A 23,518-nucleotide genomic window follows, 5' to 3' on the forward strand; every position below is an offset into this window, starting at 1 on the left:
TATTTATAAAGTTAACAGTTTAGGATATAAGTTTAAAAATATATTAAGATTTGTATCATTTTACTTTACATTTGTAAAGATGGACAAACTAGCTTTAGTAAGCATTTAAAAGTAAAAAGAATATAAGTCATTTACGATGGGCATAGTAATACCTGAAATGAGAAAATGAGCTTATTTAATAAAAAATGATAAGAAAGGAGGTGGTAAATTTGACAAAAGTATATATTATAAGAAATAAAAAAATATTAGAAGGAGTGATAGTTAGAGAAAATGGAAGAGGGACTTCTAAATGGATACAGTTAAAAAGTGGTAAACATGTATGGGTAAGCAAATTCAAAATATTTAATACGCATGAAGCAGCTAAAAAAGAGATTATTAAAATGAGAAAATTAAAAAAGAAACTTGAGCATGAATTAGAAATTGAAGATAAAAAGATAGGTTTAATATTAGACAAAATATATACAGAATTTGGAGTTGAGATTCTATATCTAAGTAAACCAGTATCAGAACAAGATACTAAGAAATTATATCAAGATATTAAAAGTGATAAAAGTTGCAGAAATAAAAAAATATTTATTTAATGTAAGCAAGTTACTTTTAACTTTATGAAGTAGTTTTTTGATTCGTCCACCATATTTTCAGAATTGGAAGGCTGAACGGAGCCAGTGTTGCTGTACCTATAATAAGAAAAGACAAAAGCGAGTGAGTATTATTTATGACTATTATAAAGAAAAATGACAAGATGTAAATATTTAAAGTTTAAAGCTCCGTAAAAATAGACTTTTGGATTGATATTTAATATAATTTAATTATCAGCTGATAAATTAATATTTGCGGAGGAATCAACATGAAAACACCTAAAAAATTCGTTGAAAATTTAGATGAAAAAATATTAACTGAAGATATGATAGAGTTAGTTATATATAGCATAAATAAAAGGGCTAAGAACTATAGAGATAAAAAACAAGAGAATTATAGGAAAGCAGGAAATAGAGGATATGACTTATACCAAAGAAATGGAGAAAGATATGAAGGAAAAGAACAAGAGGCTTATAGAGATAAAGAATTCTTGCTTAATAAGTTATTAAAACCTAAATGTATACATAAAGAAACGATAATTAAAACGAAAAGAATAAGATATCGTGATGAATATGATGAAGAGTATTCTATTTATGCAGAAACAGAAAAAGTTGTACATTATGGTGAGTATTATGATAGAGAAATTAGAACGTATGTTAGTTTTATAGATGTAATTGTTGATATAGAAAAAGATAATTATTATCTTTTCTATCAAACAAGTAATTATTCTTTTCATTTACCAATTGATGAAGAAGAAATTACAGAAAGAAATCTGGATATAGTTGATATTGATAATCTTAATACCAAAGGAAAAGAAATAAAAGAATTATTAAGTGCACAATTTTGTAAAAAAGTTGTAGAGTTAGTTAAGACCTTTAATGAAGATGATTATAGAGGAAGAGCAAGTTAAACGAAACAATTTACATACAATGTTATTAAAATAGATGCAAAAGATAAGAGCTCCCTTGGGAGCTCTTTAAAGTAACGTTAAGTGTAAGTAGTTTAACAGAAAATTATTTTATCAACAGATAAAAAAATAAGGGGCACATTATGTGTATATAATATGCCTCTTAATTGGTTATTATTTAATTATTGCAAACAGATTTCTATTTTGGAATATATTCTAGATTAAGATATTGGTAAATAAATTTATCAGTTTTTGCCAAACAACAAGTATATAAATCAATCAATTCTTTAATTGATTTAAGTTCTTTATCTGTATAGACAAGTTCTATATCATTATCTAAAATATTATAGAGGTTATTTAGATACTCTGTAGCTTCCTGCTTAGCTCTTAATAAATCCAATAATTTGCAAAAAATGTTTTTTGGATATATAGTGTCAAGCGCGGTAGATTTAATCCTTTTTTGTATTGTATCAATTAATTCAGTGTTAATGCATTTTTTCACAATTTTGCCTCCTTTTATTGGGGAATATATTTTATATTAAAGTGGTTATATAGAAACTTGTCTATTTTAAGCTTAGTAGCTCTAAATAATTCAAGTTCTGCGCTAATAGATTCATACTCACTTGAATAATATCCAAAATCTTCATAGGTATTAAGTATAAATTCTAATCTGTAAATATAATCGATTGCTCTTTGTCTAGACTTTAATAATAAAAAAGTCTTACTTCTAAATCCAATGGCAGCACATCTTTCAGTAGCGGCATCTTTCATAGTATCATTAATTTCTTCAAATAAAGGGTTTCTTTTAAAATCACGTGGCATCTAACTACCCTCCTTTCATATTTATTTTATATTTATATGTAATGTATCTTATATAGGAGTGTCAAGTATTTTTTGTAGAAATTATAAGATTTTTCACCTGCGTTTATTCTAAAGATATGATAGAATAGAAAAACAAAAACAAATACAGATATGACTATTAGAAAACTATTATTAACATACTTAAATGCCTTTTTAAGAGAGGGGATGGGTCTGTATATAATAGTTTTTTTCTATAAAGGATAAATAAAAGGGGGAAATATAATGGAAATGTTATTGGCAGTAGATATAAAATCAATAGAAGATATAAAAGATGAGCTTAAAATTGCTATGATAAATATCAGTTATTTAGAAGAAGATAATAAAGAAATTAAGGAAATGATAAGTGAGAATATAAGAAAGTGTATTAATCAAATAGAGGGGATTCTAGCTAATAAAAGGAGGCTTTAAATATGGGAAAAGTAATAGATTTTATAGAGTATAAAAAAGCTAAAGAAGATGAGCAGTGTTATTTTGAGAGCTTGGCTGATTTGATAGAAAGAGGAGAATTAACGGATGAGGAAATCAGATTATTCTTAGAGAAACTTTAGTGGTTGCAATAAATTTATTAAATCGATACTAAAATAAATATAGAACTTAATAAGGTATAAATATCAAGTAATACATCTTTTTAGATGAGTTAGAAGTCACATGATATTTATGCCTTTTTTAGTAGTAATAAAATTATTTCCAAAACAATTAATAAAGGAAAAACTAATGAAGAATCATTTGAGGAAGCCATAATTGTAAAAGATGTCCTTGTAGGATTTGGATGTGAAAAATTAACAGTTCCGTAAAATTAGACTTTTAAAAATCAGCTAGGTATAATAAAAATAATCTTAGTATACTAAAGAAAAAAAATGAGAAAAAGAGGAAAGTAGTATGGTCAATAATAAGATATTTAATTTAAATGAGAAAAAAGTTGATGAAAAGATAAAACAAGTATTAAATGGGTTTAGAAATATTATAGGAGAGCCACATAAAAAGCAAGAGAAATTTATAGAGCAGATTGTTAGAGGCTTATATACAGATTGTGAGTTTAGTAAAGTAAATGTAGTGCCAGTACGTTGTGGATTTGGAAAGACATTAGCTATAAAGTTATTTTTAAAGGGATTAGTAGAGAATAAAACAAAAGAAGATAAATTAGATGGTGTAATAGTTGTAACAGATAAATTAGAGAGATTAAAAGAAATAAAAGAATTTGATGGATTAGAAGAAATGTGTATGCTGATAAAATATCAAGACGAGGTTAATTGTACATTAGATGAAGAAAAATATATTTTGCAATTAAAAAAGCAATCATTATATCCAATATTATTAATGTCAACACAAAAATATGAAAGGTTATCTAAGAAACAACGGGAGCAATTTTATAGGTGGAAGAATGGGGCAAGACGTCTTGTGATTTTTGATGAAAAACCATGTATATACAATCAAACTACAATAGATGTGGAATATATGTCTGATATAAAAAAAGAGATTGATAAAATTGAAGAAAATGAAGATAAACAAATTCTTTTAAAAGAGTTTAGAAATGCTGAACTTAAGTTAGAAGAAATTAAAGATTATTTAAAAGATATAAACGAAATTATGTGGTTTAGAGCTAGGGAAGATGATTTGTTTGATAAAGAGAATAAATTTATAAATATAGCTGAAAAAATGTTAAATGCAGATGTATTATATAGGATAAGTAAGCTTATAGAATTATATAAGAATGGAGGATTATTTGTAAATAAGAAAAATAAAAAAATGGAAAATAAAAGATTCTTTATTTTACTGAAAGATAATACAATAGAGTTTGATACAGATAGTGTAAAATACTGGGTCTTTGATGCAACTGCAAAAATTGATGTGGAATACAGCTATAGTGACAAATTCAATTTTATTGAGGTAGATGATTCGAAAGAGGAAAATTTAAAAATATTACATGTTAATCAAAATATGTCCAAGCAGTCCATAAAGGCAAATTCGTATATGAAAATAAAGGTCTTAAATGAATTTATAAAAAATAGAATTCATTATAATGAACCAGCAATAATAGCAAGTCACAAAGAGGTGAAAAGTAAAATAGAGGTAAATACTGATAAGCATATCAAATTGTATTTTGGAAATATAAAAGGTTCTAATGCATATAGAGATATAACTAAAATGATGCATGTAGGGTGGAATAGGCAACCTGATTACCATTATATAGGATTATATTTGTTGATGGATAAAAATAGAATCAAAGCATTTAATGTAATGACAGAGGAGGAACTAAAAATTGAAATAAATGAATTAAAAAAACTTAAAAAAGGACCAAATGGATTTAGTGGGAGTTTTGAAAATAAAGATATAGATGACATAATGCTTAGCAAGATATTATGTGATTTTGAGCAAAATATTTTTAGAACAAAAATAAGAAATTTTAGCTCTAAGGAAGAGATTATTATATATATTTTTATAGATGGTAAAAATAATGAATTAATTGATATGATAGAAAAAAGATACAATATAAATATAGAATATCTATCAAGCAATGAATTCCTTAAATATAAGGTAATGAGCAGAAATAATAAAAAAATTAGTGTAGCACAAAAAATTATGGATTGGTGGGAAAATCATACTTGGACAACAGAATTAGAAATAGCTGAAATATTAAGATTAAATGGAGTTAAACAAAATCAATTTGATAAAGCTAAAGAGAAAAACAAAAGTTTTAGAGAATTCATATCAAATCATGCATGTGATAAAAGATGCTATTATCATGGCTAAGCATTTATAACTTATATATTTATATATTGTTATAAGAGAATAGGGGTATCAGAAATAATATATTTATAACTTATAAATTAAATAAAAACAATAATTAAATAAAAATAATTACAATACCATGATATCTAATTTTATTGATAAAAAATATCAATAAATATAGAAATAAATATAAACCTTACAATATGATATATCTAGCTTAATTGATAATACAAATATCAAATACCCCTATTCCTTTATATAATGTATAAGAAAATGGGGGGATTACAAATAATATATTTAACTGATACATATAAAAAAATTTGTAACTCACAAATAGAAAAAAACAATGATTAAATGAAAATATTACAATATGACAATATTTAATTTAATTGATAATAAAAAAACTCCAATACCCCTATTCTTTTATATATTGTTATAAGAAAATGGGGGTATCAGAAATAATATATTTAAGGATAACATATCAAATTGAAATAATTATTTACAATATCTGTATATTGATATCTTACAATATGTAAAGGACATAAATATAATGATTACACTGGCATATAGTATTAAATTATATTGATTGATATAAAACAAATATACATAGATAACATAAATATTATAATGTTATTACTTATAAGATAGATTTTTTACGATTTGAAAGTATGTAGAAGTAGCAAAATACATTAACATTATATACTTGATTTTATTATGCTAATTCAATTATAGAAATATGTAAATATTTTTTATAAAAAGGAGTTCGTTAATATGCATAATAAAAATATAAAAGAAGTAAAGGTTGCTACAAAAACAGACCCTAAGTTATTAGCTACTAGTATAATCTATAGTTTAAAGGAAGGAAAACATATTAAACTAATTGCATTTGGACAAGCTGTTATGGTTCTAACTAAAGCAGTTTGTATGGTTAATTTATTTAAGGATGATACTATAACCATTGACTTTCAGCCAAGTATGCAATATGTAACAGGGTCTGATTTATCTATTCATAATGCTGTCGTTTTTAATATTAGTATTAAAGAATAAAAAACTACTTTTCTATTTGCGAACTACACATACTACTAAAGAGATTTTTGTAGTGAAATAATTGGAGTTCGTAAATAGAATTTTATTAATATTTAGTATAGATATAATAGGGGTATCTGTAGTTGGTTCGTAAATTATAGCTAGTTCGCAAATAGGAGAGATACAGGTATTTGCATAAGTAAATGTTGTATTGCTATTTACGAACTGTAGATACTTCTTCAATTTTAGCTTTATTATTGTTATTCCATGATTCAGTATTGGTTTGTAAATAAAAAGTAGTAATTCTAGTTTGTAAATTAAACAATTAAAGGAGTTCGCAAATTAGCTATAAAATAAAGTTCGTAAATAAAAAAAACTTGCAATAAACCAGCAATAACAATTATAGAATAGTAAAAGTTTTTGTTGGAGGTTGCAATGGGAAATAAGATAGGATATTTTACAGGATATAAAAGTGATTTTGAAGAAAAGGAAGAGTTTTATAGGTGGATGCTAAATTGTGATGAAATAATAATGGAGCATGATAGCATTTTAAATGTTGAAAGAAATAATCTTACATATATTATGGATAACTTAGAATTCGGAGATATATTAGCGATAGAAAACTTTAATGAGATAAGTATGGATATACAGTTCGTAAATAGATATATTGGTAAGCTTCTAGAAAAAGGGATATGGGTGATAAGTAGAGAAAATGATTATGTATCATATGAAAATGAAAATAAGATATCTATTGAAGATATTGAGGTTAATTTTTATACAGGAAAAATTAAGACAAGTGTGGGAAGAAAGAATAAGTTATTACCAAAGTATTCAAATGAGGTATTTAGAAGATATGGAAACAAAGAAGTTGATGCTAAGCAAGCTATGTATTTATTGGGAATAAAGAAAACAAAGTTCTTTGAAGAAGCAAAAAAGTATGATGAAGGAATAGAAAATCAACTTTAAAGACAATTTATTAATAGTGGAAGGTGGGAAATTTATATGGATGATTTATATAGAGAATTTTTTGATTACTATGATGAAAGTTCAATTAGAGGAATTAAGACTGTTTTAGGAACTTTTGTATCGCATAATATTGAGTGGTTTAAAGATGGCGAATTGATTTCAGTAGATGAGGTTAATAATTTAGATAGAATGAAATTGGCAGAAGCTTTTATAAATAAAAGAACTTATAATGGTAAATATGATTTTGGGACTTGGTACAATAAAATAAGAGATTTTGAAGATTATGAGTTGATGAATGATGTAGCTCAATTTATTGATTTGAAAATCCCCCAACATTATTTTGTAAGAATCTATGAAAAAGAAAAGGGAGAGCGTGTTGATAGGACATATGTAAGAGCAGAATATAAGGGTATTGACAGTATAGATGCCCTGGAGTTTCTATATACAGATAATTATATTTTAGAAGAAAGTAGATACATATATACTAAAAATGAGATGCAGTATTAAAGAATGTATCTATTATTAAAACTAAGATAAGAAGATAAAAGAGAGCGGATACGCTCTCTTTTATATCCAATTCTAGAATAAAGAACAGGTAAGAATTATTGAAATTTTATGGGTGATATTATTTTATTTACAATACCATAAGTAACTTGAAAAACATCAAATATAATTTTGCAACACAACTTAACTTATGTTGAACTGAGGATGAGTTTCTTCATAGTTTAAATATGAATGTGCAACATAATTATATGTAATATTATAAATTCAAAATGCAACATAATAATATAAGGAAATGGTTTTTTAGAGCACATATCAAATGATGATTTCTTTGTAACTAAAAATCTATTAGAAAGGCATCATTACTTTAGAGAATTATATAAAAATAATAAATAAAAAAAGAAAAACCCCAACTCCTTAAATTTAAGGGGTGGGGCTGTAATCTTTTATATTCTATCTAATTCATCTGTCGTTCAAAATTAGAATTATGCCTATAAAAGTCCAATAATATATAAAATTTACTGTTTATTCTGAAAAATAGCTATTAATATCACTTCTTATTTTACTAAATACATTAATTAAAGCGTTATTAGCCATTATAGTACTTTTAAACATAGGGCTATCATTTAACCCTGCCATAGCTATAGAAGAGAGCATGTCCCTGCTTTTCTGAATTGTATTATCACATATATTCAGATATGATTTAGGGTCCTTAGTATCACAGTTTTTTAATCCTCTAGCAAGAGCTTTCCCAACACGAAACCAAACAATACCATTTTCATTTCTTAATTTATCTAAGGTATCTTTTAAATTTTTTCTGATTTTAGGAGGAGCATCGTATGGGACTGGTCTGCCACTTTTATGTGTTTCTAACCATTCAAAAAATTCCTTACTATTAAATTTTATTCCCTTTTCTGATAAGTTTTCACTATCATATATATCTTTATTCATTTCATAAGTAATTTCTTCATCTGTCATACTATCTTCTTGCTTGTTTGCTAATTTAGAATTGCTGTTTTCTATTGGAGCATTATTATATATTATTGGATGAGAAACTAAGTCATCTGAAAAATTAACTCTAGTACTATTTTGATTAAATATATCTATATTTTTTAATTTATTTTTTATTTGTGAAAATACATCAATAAGCTGTTCAGTTTCTTTTATTGCCTTTTTAACCATGGCTGTTTGCGATAAATTACAGTTTTTTAATGCTGTTATATAATCTTTATTATCACTAATTATTTCACTTATTGCTTTTGGGTAAGATGTACTATCTGCTTTATCATAACTCTTCATTTGTTCCCATAAAGAAAATTGGACCTCAGATTTAACACTTTCATCTTTAACTGAATCTATCGTTTCAGTTAGTGCTTTTCTTACTTTAGGAGGAGTATTTACTGGAACAATAAAATGAGGTTTCATTTCTTCTTTCCATTCCTTGAATTCTTTACTATTAAATTCAATTCCACGATATTTTAAATGACATTCATCATATAATTTTTTATCTAATTGTAAAGTTATTTCATCATCTGATAGTTGCTCCTCAGTATTATCTTGGGATACTTTATTACTATTTTCTAATGTTGCATTATTATAAACCGTTTGATAAGACTCTAAATTTTCAGCACTTCTATTATAGTAATTATTAGTAGTGTGTTCTTTAGTAGTTTCTTTAATTGAATTATTTTGAATTTCATCTAGTACCTCTTTTGGTTTTTGAGGAGAATGAACATTTAAATATGATAATGTATTTCCTATTCTCATAACTAAAAATCCTTTCTTATATATAAATATAAGATAATCACAATTAAGTAATTATCTTATATTTGAATTTTACTATTCTAGATTAATATTAATAGGATTTTATACCTAAGTCTGATTTATCTATCGCTCAAAATCAGCATTGTCTCTTATAGAAGTCCAACAATATATAAAATTATTTGTATTTATGATTTACTGGACATTATCTGATGTTTTTATCTTTTTAATTTTACTTCTAAACTGCGTTACTATATCTATAATTTGTGTGTGATTTTTTATAGCATCTTTAACTTCTTTAGAGGTTGAATCACCTATTTTTAAGGCAGTAATATAATCTTTATTATACTGAATTATATTGTCACTTAATTTTTCATAAGAATCAACATCCTTGGTGTCAATGTTTTTCACACCTCTCCAAAATGCCTTTGCTGTTTTAAATTTAACCATAGTATTATCTGCAGAATTTATTGTATCTGTTAATGCTTTTCTAACCTTTGCAGGAGCATCAATTGGAATTATAAAACTTTTTTTATTTTTTTCTAACCACTCTTTGAATTCTTTACTATCAAATTCTATTCCTTGTTTTTCTAATCTATTTTTATTATATATTTCTTTATCTAAAACTAAATTTATTTCTTTGTCTTCTAAATTATCATTTGAACTATTTAATGATGTCCCTTTGTTCTGTTGCAAAGTAGCCTTATTATAGACAGTTTCATATGGTATTATATTTTTATTTGTAATATTTACATTTCTGTTTACAATTGACCTTTCTTTGGTGGGTTTATCTTTAATTTCATTCTCAATATCTTTTTTGTTTTGAGGAGAATAAACATTTGAATATGATAATGTACTTCCTATTCTCATAACTATAATCCATTTCTTAATATTTGAACTTATCAGCAATAAAGTGATAAGATTCTTTATAATTCTTATAAAGAACTTTCTATTTTGCTTTTTAACTTAGTAAAAACTTCAATCATATTTTGTTTAACTCTTATACCATCTTTGAATATTGAGGAATTAGATAAACCACTTATATTTATGGAAGTTATATAATCTTTGCTATCCTGAAGTATATCATTAAACACCTTTGAATATGAGCTAGTTTTTGTAGTATCATACCCTTTTAATCCACGATGGATTGCCCTACAAGTTCTAAACCAAGCAACTTCATCTTTCTTTTTTAATGAATCCAGTGTATCTGTTAATGCTTTTCTTATCTTTGGTGGAGCGTCAGGGGGAACTACAAGTGATTTTTTTTGTTCTTTTAACCAATTTTTAAATTCGTTGCTGTTAAATTTTATTCCTTTGCTTGATAAATCGCTATGGTCATATAAATCTTTGTCTAATTTAAAAGCTAATTCTTCATCACTCATTTTATCTTCTGAGCTACTTATTATTTTGTTATTACTATTTTCTAATGTTGCATCATTATATACTATTGAATAAGGAACTATATTTTTATCTTCATAAACACACTTGCTATTTTTAAAAGTGTTTATCTCTTTTGTAGTAAATAAACTTTCTGTAGCAACATTGCTTGATTCATTTTGTTTTTTAGGAATATAAACACTTGAATATGCTTGTTGACTTACTATTTTCATAACTTGTCTTCCTTTCTTATATATAATTAAAATATAAGATAATTGCGATTAAACAATTATCTTATATTTATAAAATTCTACTAGTCTGTTACAACAAAATTGAATGAATCAGACATTGTATTACCTTTTAATCCTAAACAAACTACCTTTATTGTGTGAGTTCCAGTTCCCAACTTAGATGTATTTGGAGTAAGTCTGAAATCATAAATCCATCCAACGATTTCATTTGTTCCAGTTCCTTTAATTCCTTCATATTGCTGCAATGAACACTCTGAGTCATTTAGAGCAGTTCCATCTAAATAAACAGTACAATGACCGTAACCCATTTGTTGAGTTTCTACTAACATTGGAAAATCTGATTTTTTCATTTTCCAGTTTTCACTTTTTTCATGAAAATATGGAGTAGCACTACCAGCATCAACATAACCATCAATAAAAAATTGTGATACAGTTTTAGCTGGTGATGCTGAAGCTTTTTGTGTAAATTGAGGTGCTAAACCAATAAGGCTAAATAGCACAACTACTGCCATTATTTTTGAAACTAATTTTTTCATAAAATCTTTAGAAAGAGTGTTTATGTAAACTCTTCCTAATCCCCCTCTCATATTTTTCTGTTTTGATAAACTAGCTAGTCTTACCATGTAATACTATACCACTTTTTACATATTATTTCAACTTTTTGCATATTATTTAATAAGTTCACTTAATTTACATTTTTATGCTCTGTTTTAGGGTAAAAACACTTAAATTAATAAGAAAAATGAAATAACTTAAAAATATTTATAACTGGCAAAATATTTATAACTGGCATAGTATTAATGTATAAAAAGCTTATTAGTAATGAATAGAATATGCTACATACATAATTATGTTGAACAAAAAATTAATGAGCGATAGAATAAGATTGAAAGGAGGGCTGGTTTTGAATTTATTTAAAAATTACTTATGTAGCAAATCCAAAAGTGACAATACCCAAGAGAGCTATATTAAGGCTATAGAAGAATATAAAAGGTGGTTTGAAGATAGTTATGGAATTAAATTTAATAGATTGTATAGAGAAAATATTTTGGAATATAAAAGCTATCTTAGAAACATAAAAAAGCATGAGGGAAAAGAACTAAATGCTAATACTATTAATGTTAAAATTAGTGCTTTAGTATCCTATAATAAGTTTTTAATAGAAAATGGAGTTCAAGATGATTTAGTTATTTTCAAGGAGGACTTTATAAAAATCCAAATTAATGTAGCTAATCCATGTAAAATTAATAAAAATGATGTTGAGGGTTTTAGGCAAAAAGTATTAGAAAGTGGTAATTCAAGATTATATGCAATTATAACCATATTAGCCTATGGAGGACTCAGGATATCAGAAGCTCTTGATTTAAAAGTAGCTAATATTAATTTTTTAAGTAAAGATATTATAATAAGTAATGGGAAAGGAAATAAACAAAGAGCTATTTATATGAATAGTAAAATAGAAAATGCTATCAAAAAATATTTGAAAGTTAGAGAGGATAAAGGTGAGTATTTATTTATATCTAGGGAAAGGGAAAAATTAGATAGAACAATAGTAAATAAAGAAATAAAAAGGTATAGTGATGTTATAACACCACATATGCTTAGACACTTCTTCTGTAGCAATGCATTGGAAAATGGATTTACAATAGCAGAGGTTGCAAATTTGGCAGGTCATAAATCTGTGCAAACAACTCTTATTTACACTAACCCATCGATTGAAAAGATGAAGATGAAAATGGAACTGTTATAGAAAAAAATGATTAGAAAACTATTAATATAAGAAAATAATTACAATTAGAAAACTATAATTTTACACATTTATTGTGGAAAGAATGGTTTTTTTATTTTGCTCAAAATTATTTTTGGAGGTAGTTTCATGGATAAAAAAGAAGAGTATGTTTCAGGCATTAAAATTCAAGATTTTCCAAGCAGGGGGAGGGTAAGCAGGGTTAAAGGAAAAACTACAGGTAGGCTACATCATTTATTAAGTGATTTAGAAAGTAATGTGTTCTATTTGTTAGATTTTCAGACACAAGTAATTGATATTAAGGAGCATTATCCATTGTTAGATTTATTTGATTTAGATATAAACTTGGAAAATATAAATCTTAATAAATTTAAAAATAAAAAGACAGGAGAACAATATTTATTTACAACAACCTTTGTTATTACTGTAAATGATGAAGGTATTGAAAAATATATAGCTATTTCTGTAAAAAATGAAAGTCAACTTTATAAAACTACAACACAAGAGAAATTAGAGGTAGAAAGAAGGTATTGGAAGGCCAAAGGGGTAGATTGGTTTATAATTACCAATAAGGATATAGAAATTGAAAGGGTAGAAAATATAAAGTGGCTTTTATTAGGTGATAATGAGATTGATTATGACAAAGAAATATTAATTGAGAATCTTATAGTTGATAGTGTTCAAACTTCAAGTTCAGTAAGTATAATAAGTTTAATTGCAAATATTGAAAAGTTACTAGAGCTAAATGGAGAGGTTGTAGCAGTATTAAAAAAGATGATTGTTGCCAACAAAATAAAAACTGATTTGAATAAAAAAATTACATTAAATGATAAAATATCAAGATTTGTGATAGGTAATGAAGAGAGAGGTTATATTGATGAGTACATTAGTAATTAATTCTTTGTTAGCTATTGGAAATGATGTTTGTAGAGTTCTGTGGTTTTCAGAAGAATTTGATTTAGTTTATTTAATTAGCATAAATGATAGTAATTGGCCATATAATCTGAGTTGTATTGATTTAATGTGTGAGCTAGATGCTGGAATCATTAAGTTTGTTGAAGAAGATAGTATGATGCTTGTAGTTGAAGAAGAAGAAATAAAATATTCAAGCAAGAAAATAAGGGACAAGTATTTTGGGATTATTAATGAACTTTATAAAATGATTTCAGAGCCTAATATTTATACATTTGAAAGAGTTGAATATATTAAGCATTTAGCTAAAAAATATAATCTTTCGAGGAATTCAATAGATGTGTATTTTAAAAGATATCTGAAAGGTGGAAGGACAAAAAATTCATTGCTGCCAAGATATTATAAGTGTGGAGCTAGAGGGAGAGAAAGAGTTTTAGGAGTTAAGAAAGTTGGAAGACCTTCTATATATAATGAGGCTAGAGGAATAAATGTTAGTCAAGAAAACAAAAGGATATTTAAGAAATCTATAAATAAATTTTATAATAACTACAATAAAAATTCTTTAAAAGCTACATATGAATTAATGATAAAAGAATATTTTTCAGAAAGTGATATAAACAGCAAAGATTTAAGAATTAAAAATGTTTCAAGAATTCCAACCTTAAATCAATTTAGATATTGGTTTAATAAGGAGAGAGATTTGAAAGTTGAGATAAGTAAAAGATATGGAGCAAGAGTATTTGAACAAAAACATAGAGCAATATTAAATAGTGCAAATAACGGAATACTAGGACCAGGGATGGAATATGCAATAGATGCAACTATAGGGGATATTTATCTTGTATCACAATATAATAAAGAGTGGATTATTGGAAGACCAGTAATTTATATGGTAATAGATACTTTTAGTAGAATGATAACAGGATTTTATATTGGATTAGAAGGGCCTAATTGGATAGGTGCAGCTACAGCTTTATATAATTCAATGACTTCTAAAATAGAGTTTTGTAGAGAATATGATATTGATATTCAAGAGAAAGATTGGCCTTGTTACCATGTTCCATTTTCTATTTTAGCAGATAGAGGGGAATTAGAAGGTTTTAGTGCAGATAATTTAGTTAACAACTTAAATGTTGTAGTAAAGAATACTAGTCCTTATAGAGCAGAGTGGAAATCAGTAGTTGAGCAAAATTTTAGAGTGTTAAATCTTATGATAAAGGGGTTAGTTCCTGGAGCTATTCAAAAAGATTTTAGGCAAAGAGGTGCAAAAGATTATAGGTTAGAGGCAAAGTTAAATATTAAAGAGTTTACTAGAATAATAATAAATTATATAGTACATCATAACAATAATTGTGTTTTAAAGCATTACAAACTAGAACCAGATATGATTGCAGATGGTGTTGAACCAATTCCAATTAAAATATGGAATTGGGGTATTAAAAATAGAAGTGGTATTTTAAAAGCATTAAGTGAAGAAACTCTAAAATATAGCCTTATGCCAAGAGATTATGGCACTATTACAGAAAAAGGAATACGATTTAAAGGAGTTTATTATAGTTCATTAAAAGCAATTAAAGAAAGGTTATTTGAAAAAGCAAGATTAAATGGAAAATATAAAATAAAAGTAATCTATGACCCAAGAAATCTAAATAATATATATTGGGTGTTAGATGATGTTGGTAAATATGAGAAATGCTTTTTACTAAACAGAGAATATAGATACTTGAATATGACAGTTGATGAAGTTCAATATTTAAAAATGAAAGAGATGGAAAAAGTAAATGAACTTGAAAGAGAGGAATTAGAGCATAAAATTAATTTTATACAGAACATCGAGGAAATTGTTGAAGTTGCAGAAAATGAAACTAGTAATAGATTGGAAAATAAGGATTTGAAAGGCATTAGAACTAATAGAGCTGCTGAAAAGATATTAAATAAAAAAGAAGAGGCATTTATATTAGAAAATGGTAGTAAATCTCAAAAACATAATGAAAATAAAGACACAGAAAGCGTAGAAATTAGTGATTTAGATTTACTAAAAAGAAAATTAAGGAGCATGAATAGTGATTAAAGAGATTAAGGCAAAATATAAAAAACAATTAATATATGAATATAAAGGAAACCCACTAATTGAAGCTCTACCAGACATAGATGATAAAGTACAGGTAATTGATAAAATATCATCATATCCTGTGTTTGATAATGAAGAGAAAAAGCTACCAGCACATATAAGACTACATATAATTCAAAGAATATTTAAATATTTTCAGCCATTACCAATGCATCTAGATTTGGAAAGTAGAATATCTAGGATGCTAAGACAAGGATATATAAATAGAAATCCATTATCAAGTGAATATAAAATGTCATTAAATCATGGATACAAAGACATAGAAAATGGAGTCATTAATAATGAAGAATTATTTGTAACAACAGCAGCAGGTTTTTCTTTAATTGGAGTAAGTGGTATGGGAAAAACAACAGCTTTAAATAGAATTCTGAATACAATACCACAAGTAATAGCACATGATAAATATAATGGATTTCCTATGTCTTTAACACAGTTAACTTGGCTAAAAGTAGATTGCCCATTTGATGGTTCATTAAAGGCACTTTGTCTGAATTTCTTGTTATCTGTAGATAATGTTTTAGGGACTAACTATTTTGAAAGGTACAATACTGCAAGGTTATCAGCTAATACATTGTTACCAATAATGAATCAAGTAGCTAGAAGTCTAAACCTTGGAATGTTGATTATAGATGAGATTCAACATCTTAGCTTAGCAAAAAGTGGTGGAGCAGAAAAAATGTTAAATTATTTTGTTACTTTAATAAATACTATAGGAGTTCCAGTTGTTTTAGTTGGAACACCAAAAGCTCTAGGAATACTTCAGAGCGAATTTCGACAAGCAAGAAGAGGAAGTGGACAAGGAGATATGGTTTGGGATAGGTTAAAAAATGATGAACAATGGATTCTATTATTAGAAGGGCTATGGGATTATCAATGGACAAACGAGAAGACGGAATTAACCACAGAGCTCTCAAACATAATATATGAGGAATCACAAGGTATTATTGATATTGCAATAAAGCTATTTGTGATGGCACAAGTTAGAGCAGTATCATTAGGAAAGAAGTGTATTACAGCTGCAATAATAAGAAATGTAGCAAAAGAAAATTTAAAATTAGTTAGGCCAATGCTTAAAGCTTTATCTTCAGGAGATTTGAGAAATATAACTTCCTATAATGATATTATGGTTTTAGATATAGATAATTTTATAAATGCAGAAAAAAGTAAAGTTGAATTGAATAGTAAGATTGAAGATTTTAAAAGAGCAAAAGAAGAAATTAAGAGTAAAGCTAAAGTTGATATAAAGGAAGAAGTATTCATTAAGCTTTTAGAATTAGGATTTAAGGAAATAGAAATAAAAAAATATATTGATGAGGTTATAGCTTTAGGAGAAAAAGATGTTGGGAAAATAGTTAGAGTAATTATAGAAATGATAGTTGGCCCTAGTAATAAAGAAGCAAATAATCCTAAAAGAAAAGCTAATAAAATTTTTGAAGATGATGATGTAAGAAAAGTAGCTGCTCCAAACAAAGAAAATAAGAAAATATATGAGAATCTAAAAAAGATAGGATATATAAAAAATTACAAAGATATTTTTCAAGAGGTAGTTTAGTATGGATAGAAATAGACTTACATTTTTTCCAACACCTTATCCTAGTGAATTATTTTATGGAGTAATATCTAGATATAAGGTTTGGAGTGGAATAATTGATAATAAGACAGTTTTAAAAGAATTATATAATACAACTAATATTATAGCAGGTAGATTATTACCTGCTAATTTTAGATTACTATATAAAAATATACCAGAGAGGTATGTAATAAAAGCAGAAGAGTTAATTAAATCTAATACTGCATATAACTTTTATACTACTTTTTCAACTACGGAGATTAAAGATAATGTATATGAAAATATGCTAAGTAGTAATGGGTCTAGAATTTATAATGTATTAGGATTATGTAATAACAGAATCAAATCCAATACAAATTTAAGATACTGTAAAATGTGCATAGAGGAAGATAGGAAAAGATATGGAGAGGCATATTGGCATTTAGAGCATCAACTAGATGGAGTATTAATATGTAGAAAACATAAAACTATGCTAAAAACATTTAGCAAAGATAAAGGAAGAATAAATAGGCAAGAGTGGTTTAATCTAGAAGTTGAACATAATTTACAAGAGGATAATGATATACATAAGTTAGATAATAGAGAGTTAGAGTTGCAGTTAATTTATTGTAACAATGTCCATAAAATACTATCTTCAAATTATAAAAGACTTGAGATGAATGATGCAAGAGAAGTGTATGTACAGCAGCTAATAAATAAGAAAATAGCCAGTAATAAGATGAATTTAAATCAAGAGGCTCTATTAAAAAGTTTTGTTGGACTTTATGGAGAAGAGTATCTTAGAAAGGTTGGAGCTGAGGTTAATATAAATAATAAGAGCAATTGGGTTACTCATATTGTAAGAAAGCATAGAACAATGTATCACCCATTGCAGCATCTTTTAATGATACAGTTTTTAGGACTAGATATTGATGAAATGTTCGCAAATAGAGAAGTTAAGAAACAGAAGGTATATAAAGAAAAAAGTAATGAGGAAACCCAAAAATATAGAACTAAGTGGAGCAATTTATTAAATGAATATCCAAGCTACAATACAACAAAGATAAGGAAGATAGATATTTCTACATATACATGGCTGTATAAATATGATAATGAGTGGTTAAAACAAAACTCGCCTAGAAGAAATAGAAAGGGAAATAACTCAAAAATTGATTGGGATAAGAGAGATTTAGAGTTATTGGAGCAGGTCAAGAAGGCTGTTGAAGATATATTAGAAAGTGAAGGAAAACCTGAGAGGGTTTCAGTTGGAGCAATAGGTAGAAAGATAGGAAACAGGTATTTATTAGGAAGAAATTTATATAGATTAAAGGAAACAAAGGAGTATCTTGATGAAAACATTGAGAGCATTGAAGAGTTTCAGAAGAGAAGGTATAGATGGGTTGAGGAGAAGTTTCCTGAGTTGAGACAGTGGGAGAGGATGCGATTAGTAGGTATCAAATGATTAATATACAAAATATATATTATGAAAAGTATTTAGTAGAGTGTAAAGCGAATCATAGCATAAGTAAATGAAGTTTAGAGCTTTAGGTATCAATATAAGTTGCCTAAAGCTATTTTTATATGACGATATACCACATAATGATTAGTATGTATATAAAAGTAAAAAAGTGAAAAATATTGATTGGTAAGTAACTAAGTTGTATAATGTTAGTAGAGCTTTAGTATTAATCGTATAGTATATTTTTGATATGCTGTGCTCCTTTGAGTTGAGTTCAGAGGAAGAGATATTGGTAGCATTCTGCCAAATAAAACTGTAACTTAATTATGCCCCGCAGAATTAAGTCACACTTTCATTTGGCTTGTGCTTTAATGTAAAGCTCTTTTTTTATGCAAATGGGGGTATACTATGTCAATTCTATATTCTAAAAGTATTGAAAGTATAATAGATAAGTTATCATATTGTAAAAGAAAAAATAAATTTGTAAGTTGTAAAATACCTAAATTTGTTTTTATATGCGGAAAGCAGATAATAAATGAATCAGGGGATGTTATTGATAGTAACCAGCTAAATGAGAATAAAAATAAGAGACAATTTTTAATTGATAAGTTATCATCTAGAACATTAATATGTACAATATCAGAGAAAATATATGATAGTAGTTCTATGGTTGATACGTTAACATTTGAGGAAATATTAGCTGAACTTAGTGAAGATATTATAATTATAATAGAAAGTCCTGGAACAATTTGCGAATTAGGGGCATTTACTGTTAATAATAAGTTTTTTAAAAAGCTTATTGTAATAAATGATGTAAAATATAAAGATGACAAGTCGTTTATAAATGAAGGTCCTATAAGAAAAATAAAAATGAATGATGAGGAACGATATATATTAGTTAATGATGAATATGACTTATTCAAAAGCAATTTGCAAGTTAATGAGAGTATAAAAAGTATAAAAGAAAAAGAAATTATTATTACGCCTAATAACAATTATAAAAAGTTAGACTTAAAGAATTTAATTTATGAATTATTAAACATTATAGAGCTATTTGAACCTATAACAACACATGAACTTTTTCATATTTATAAAAGAATTAAAGAATTTCCTGGATATGATATTAAAAATAGAGAAAAACATAAGATTAATTCCTCAAATAAAATAATTAAATTAATGGAAAATATGGATTTGGTAGATATAAAAGGAGAGTATATAAAGAAAAAGGGCGATTATACATATTATAATTCTTTATTTAATATAAGCAAGGAAAAGTGCAATGAAGTTAGAGGAAAAATTCTTTATGAGATGAGAAAGAATTACCCTGAAAGATTGTGGGGGGATGGTAGTGATGATATTAGAATTAATGAGTAAAGATTTAAATTTGGATGAGGAATTTATATTAAAGATATCAGAAAAAAATACTGCTTATAAAAAGTATAGAATTCCTAAAAAAAAAGGTGGATATAGAACAATATATCATCCTAGTAAAGAGCTTAAATTATTGCAATATTGGTTGGTAAAAAGAATTTTTTCGAAATTTCCTATTAGTAAATGTAGTACAGCATATTCAAAAGGAAACTCGATAAAGAAAAATGCTTTAATTCATAAGAATTCTAATTATATGTTACATTTAGATATAACTAATTTTTTTGAAAGCATATCACATTATCATTTAGATAGGATTTTAAGAAAAATTGATAAAATAGATAGCACAGATATGGATTTAATAAAGAGGATAGTTTTTTACAAAGGTGAGTATCTAGTTATTGGTAGTGTTGCGTCGCCTATTATTTCTAATTGTATTATGTATGATATAGATGAAGAAATAATAAATAAATGCATAAGAGGTAGAAATTTAATATACACTAGGTATGCTGATGATATTATAATATCTAGTAAGGAATATATAGGTGAAAATATTATTAAAGATATTAAAGCTATATTAGATGAAAATAAATTTGTTCTTAATGAGCAGAAAACATATTTTATGAATAAAAAATCTAAAAGAGCTGTTACTGGTATAGTTATTGATAATAATAATAACTCCTTATCTATTGGAAGTAAAAAGTATAGAGAAGTTAAAAGAGTAATATACAGTTTTTTAGTTAAAAATCAAGGAAATAGAGATAACATATTGGGAAGTTTAGCATTTATAAAAGATATTGATATAAAAAAATATAATAATTTAAAAGAAATATATAGTAAATATGATAAAAATAATACTTTATTTTAATATATCATATGCTAAAAGAAATAGATGAGGCAAAAGTAAAAATGTAATAATATTTATAGAGAATTAAGATATAGTAGTAATAGTTACTTCTGTCTAAATAAAAAGTAAGATAATCGAAATAGTGAATTATCTTAGGTGTTTTAACTTAAATAGAAGATATTTCTTAAAATGCGGATGTATTTAGTTGTTTTAAATCAAATAATATAGTAATGGTATGAAATGATTGAAGTAATGAGGGGGAAAAGGCATGAAAGCGGATAATATAAATCTTTTAGAGTTCATTAGTGCATCTAAAAGAACATTTACAATACCAGTATATCAGCGAAATTATGACTGGAAAAAATTGCAATGCATGACTTTGTTTAGAGATATTGAGAAGATTTCGAAAGATAGTAATAGAAATATTCATTTTTTAGGAACCATGGTTTATATTCAAGGAGAAGATACAGCAAATTTTAGAGAATTTATTGTGATTGATGGGCAACAAAGATTAACTTCAATAATGTTGTTATTAAATGCATTAAAACAAAGAATTACAAATCAAGATACTAAAGATGATATATATGAAAGTTTTTTAATTAATAAAAGGGCGCCTGAACATTTTAGAATTAAATTAAAACCTATGAAATCTGACTTTGAAATATATAAAGATGTAATTGATGGTAATATAGAAGATTTATCTGAGTCAGCTATAATATCAAATTATAAGTATTTTTTAGAATTAATAGATAATTCAAACCTTACACCTGATGAAATATATGAAGGTATACAAAAGCTTGAGATTGTGTATATACAATTATCAAGAGATAATGAAAACCCACAATTAATTTTTGAAAGTTTAAATTCTACTGGATTAGACTTAACTCAAGCAGATTTAATTAGAAATTATTTATTAATGGGACAAGAATATAATAAACAAGAAGAATTGTATGCTAATTATTGGGTAAAAATAGAAAAGTTATTACCAGATTTGATGATTTCGGATTTTATAAGAGATTATTTAACACTTAAAACAGGTACAATACCTAATAAAGATAAAGTATATAAGAATTTTAAAGAATATTACGAGGGTTTAGGCAATTATGATGCAGAAGGATTTTTAGAAGAATTAAAAACATATAGTGAGTATTATAGCTGGTTTAAATATTGTAATTCTCCTAATTATGATGTTAATAAAAGATTACTTGAATTACAGAAATTAAAGTCAACTGTAGTATATCCATTTTTGTTAAATATATTTGAAGATTGCTATTTATATAAAAATATAACTACTATTGAATTATGTAGTTCTTTAGATGTTATTATCTCATATGTATTAAGAAGATTAATTTGTGATTTGCCAACAAATGCTTTAAATAAGGTTTTTGCTTCATTATTGCGTGATATATCTAAAGAAAAATATAATGAGTTAAGCATTGATAAGAAAATAAGTGTAGCACTTATTAGCAAAAAAGGAAAAGTAATATTTCCAAATGATAATTTTATAAAGGAGAGTTTTTTAAATAAAGATTTTTATCATTTTAAACAAGGAAGATTTATTTTAGAGGAAATAGAAAAATCACAAAGTAAAGAAAATGTTCAATTGGAAGATTTAACTATAGAACATATAATGCCACAAACATTAACTCCTAAATGGCAAGTAGATTTAGGAAAAAGATTTAAAGAAATTCACGAAACTAATTTAAATAAGATAGGAAACTTAACATTAACAGGATATAATTCAGAGCTATCTAATAAAAGTTATAGTGAAAAAAAAGAGTATCTCATAAATTCTAATATTATGTTAAATAGACAGTTAGTTAAAGTTGATGAATGGACTGAAAAAGAAATAGATGATAGAGGAAATAGTTTACTTCAAAAGGCTATCCTTATATGGGGATTTCCCGAAGTAGAAGACATATATATAAATGATGATTTAGTTATGAATGAATTTGAAATTATGGATGACATAGATGTTACAGGAAGAAGTCCATATGAGCTTGAAATATGTGGAGTAAAATATAGCATAAATAGTTGGAGAGAGTTTTTTTATAGAATTTGTATGGTAATGTATGAATATGATTCACAAATATTCAGAGGCTTAGTAAGACATAATGATTTTAAAGGCAGAAAAAAAAGGATTATTACTGATGATAAAGAAAGTTTGATAAAACCTGCTGAGATTACAGATAATATTTACATTGAACAAAACTTAAGTGCTAATGATGCGTTGAATTATTCTAAATTAGTTGTTGAAAAATACGAAGGAATGGATGACGAAATAACATTTAAAGTTAAGTAGGCTGTTATAAAATCAAAAATAAATATATATTATAACGATAAGCAGAAGGCAATACTTAAAACAACAAAATCTTTAAGTATCCTGAGCAAGTGTAGTGAAGGAATTTATATTAATTCTAATATGTAAATAGTTTTTGTAGAGTTTATATATTTGAAAAGAATTAAATATGTTCATTAATAACAAAGTTCTGAACGAAATAACAAAGTTCTGAACCAAACTCCAATACGCCTCTTCAGATGGACAA

The 23,518-nt window shown here is 26.0% G+C and carries 22 protein-coding genes; 16 read left to right on the forward strand and 6 right to left on the reverse strand.

The genetic code is table 11. From position 1 onward, the window contains the following. Positions 1-209 precede the first annotated feature (209 nt). Positions 210-581, forward strand: coding sequence for a hypothetical protein (locus NNC19_RS18090; protein WP_310940087.1), 372 nt, complete (start codon positions 210-212; stop codon positions 579-581). Between the two features lie 266 nt (positions 582-847). Beyond that, entirely contained in the window at positions 848-1,489 is a 642-nt protein-coding gene (locus tag NNC19_RS18095; protein WP_310940088.1) for a hypothetical protein, read from the forward strand. Positions 1,490-1,685: 196 nt separating this feature from the next. Here NNC19_RS18095 and NNC19_RS18100 read toward each other — a convergent pair whose 3' ends face one another. Both NNC19_RS18100 and NNC19_RS18105 read right to left on the reverse strand, forming a co-directional pair. Beyond that, positions 1,686-1,988, reverse strand: coding sequence for a hypothetical protein (locus NNC19_RS18100; protein ID WP_310940089.1), 303 nt, complete (start codon positions 1,986-1,988; stop codon positions 1,686-1,688). A 14-nt stretch (positions 1,989-2,002) separates the two neighbouring features. After that, complete coding sequence (locus NNC19_RS18105) at positions 2,003-2,308, reverse strand: hypothetical protein (protein WP_310940090.1); 306 nt, start codon at positions 2,306-2,308, stop codon at positions 2,003-2,005. A gap of 261 nt (positions 2,309-2,569) precedes the next feature. Here NNC19_RS18105 and NNC19_RS18110 point away from each other — a divergent pair, with 261 nt between their 5' ends. The 6 genes from NNC19_RS18110 (at position 2,570) to NNC19_RS18135 (ending at position 7,576) form a co-directional block, all read left to right on the forward strand. After that, the gene (locus NNC19_RS18110) at positions 2,570-2,755 is read left to right on the forward strand and encodes a hypothetical protein (protein ID WP_310940091.1); all 186 of its coding nucleotides are present in this window, start codon (positions 2,570-2,572) and stop codon (positions 2,753-2,755) included. 2 nt (positions 2,756-2,757) lie between these two features. After that, the gene (locus tag NNC19_RS18115) at positions 2,758-2,895 is read left to right on the forward strand and encodes a hypothetical protein (protein WP_310940092.1); all 138 of its coding nucleotides are present in this window, start codon (positions 2,758-2,760) and stop codon (positions 2,893-2,895) included. Positions 2,896-3,226: 331 nt separating this feature from the next. Continuing rightward, a complete protein-coding gene (locus tag NNC19_RS18120) occupies positions 3,227-5,098 on the forward strand; it encodes a hypothetical protein (protein WP_310940093.1) in 1,872 nt (623 codons plus the stop codon). A gap of 750 nt (positions 5,099-5,848) precedes the next feature. Next, positions 5,849-6,124, forward strand: a complete 276-nt coding sequence (locus NNC19_RS18125) for a stage V sporulation protein S (protein ID WP_310940094.1) — start codon at positions 5,849-5,851, stop codon at positions 6,122-6,124. A gap of 414 nt (positions 6,125-6,538) precedes the next feature. After that, positions 6,539-7,069, forward strand: coding sequence for a hypothetical protein (locus tag NNC19_RS18130; RefSeq protein ID WP_310940095.1), 531 nt, complete (start codon positions 6,539-6,541; stop codon positions 7,067-7,069). Between the two features lie 36 nt (positions 7,070-7,105). Continuing rightward, positions 7,106-7,576 (forward strand): hypothetical protein, encoded by a 471-nt coding sequence (locus NNC19_RS18135; RefSeq protein WP_310940096.1) that lies wholly within the window; start codon positions 7,106-7,108, stop codon positions 7,574-7,576. A 519-nt stretch (positions 7,577-8,095) separates the two neighbouring features. Here NNC19_RS18135 and NNC19_RS18140 read toward each other — a convergent pair. The 4 genes from NNC19_RS18140 to NNC19_RS18155 all read right to left on the reverse strand — a co-directional run bounded on the left by NNC19_RS18140 (position 8,096) and on the right by NNC19_RS18155 (position 11,495). Continuing rightward, positions 8,096-9,337, reverse strand: coding sequence for a hypothetical protein (locus NNC19_RS18140; protein ID WP_310940097.1), 1,242 nt, complete (start codon positions 9,335-9,337; stop codon positions 8,096-8,098). 189 nt (positions 9,338-9,526) lie between these two features. Next, positions 9,527-10,201 (reverse strand): hypothetical protein, encoded by a 675-nt coding sequence (locus NNC19_RS18145; protein WP_310940098.1) that lies wholly within the window; start codon positions 10,199-10,201, stop codon positions 9,527-9,529. 65 nt (positions 10,202-10,266) lie between these two features. Further along, positions 10,267-10,941, reverse strand: a complete 675-nt coding sequence (locus NNC19_RS18150; protein WP_310940099.1) for a hypothetical protein — start codon at positions 10,939-10,941, stop codon at positions 10,267-10,269. A gap of 80 nt (positions 10,942-11,021) precedes the next feature. Further along, positions 11,022-11,495: a hypothetical protein gene (locus NNC19_RS18155; RefSeq protein ID WP_310940100.1), complete on the reverse strand. Its 474-nt coding sequence runs from the start codon at positions 11,493-11,495 to the stop codon at positions 11,022-11,024. Between the two features lie 368 nt (positions 11,496-11,863). Between NNC19_RS18155 and NNC19_RS18160 the strand changes: the two genes are divergently transcribed. From NNC19_RS18160 to NNC19_RS18195, 8 genes are all read left to right on the forward strand, one after another. Then, entirely contained in the window at positions 11,864-12,709 is an 846-nt protein-coding gene (locus NNC19_RS18160) for a tyrosine-type recombinase/integrase (RefSeq protein ID WP_310940101.1), read from the forward strand. 126 nt (positions 12,710-12,835) lie between these two features. Then, complete coding sequence (locus NNC19_RS18165) at positions 12,836-13,603, forward strand: TnsA endonuclease N-terminal domain-containing protein (protein WP_310940102.1); 768 nt, start codon at positions 12,836-12,838, stop codon at positions 13,601-13,603. After that, positions 13,584-15,689 (forward strand): Mu transposase C-terminal domain-containing protein, encoded by a 2,106-nt coding sequence (locus NNC19_RS18170; protein ID WP_310940103.1) that lies wholly within the window; start codon positions 13,584-13,586, stop codon positions 15,687-15,689. Before NNC19_RS18165 ends, NNC19_RS18170 begins: the two co-directional genes overlap by 20 nt. After that, a complete protein-coding gene (locus NNC19_RS18175; RefSeq protein ID WP_310940104.1) occupies positions 15,682-17,301 on the forward strand; it encodes an ATP-binding protein in 1,620 nt (539 codons plus the stop codon). The genes NNC19_RS18170 and NNC19_RS18175 overlap by 8 nt, the downstream gene beginning before the upstream one ends. Position 17,302: 1 nt before the next feature. After that, positions 17,303-18,760 (forward strand): TnsD family Tn7-like transposition protein, encoded by a 1,458-nt coding sequence (locus NNC19_RS18180; RefSeq protein WP_310940105.1) that lies wholly within the window; start codon positions 17,303-17,305, stop codon positions 18,758-18,760. Between the two features lie 405 nt (positions 18,761-19,165). Continuing rightward, a complete protein-coding gene (locus NNC19_RS18185) occupies positions 19,166-20,131 on the forward strand; it encodes a retron St85 family effector protein (RefSeq protein ID WP_310940106.1) in 966 nt (321 codons plus the stop codon). Next, complete coding sequence (locus NNC19_RS18190; RefSeq protein WP_310940108.1) at positions 20,109-20,993, forward strand: retron St85 family RNA-directed DNA polymerase; 885 nt, start codon at positions 20,109-20,111, stop codon at positions 20,991-20,993. The genes NNC19_RS18185 and NNC19_RS18190 overlap by 23 nt, the downstream gene beginning before the upstream one ends. 247 nt (positions 20,994-21,240) lie before the next feature. Beyond that, entirely contained in the window at positions 21,241-23,274 is a 2,034-nt protein-coding gene (locus NNC19_RS18195; protein WP_310940107.1) for a DUF262 domain-containing protein, read from the forward strand. Positions 23,275-23,518 lie beyond the last annotated feature (244 nt).

Origin of the sequence: Clostridium sp. SHJSY1 (assembly GCF_031626875.1) — a bacterium.
Lineage (GTDB): Bacteria > Bacillota > Clostridia > Clostridiales > Clostridiaceae > Clostridium.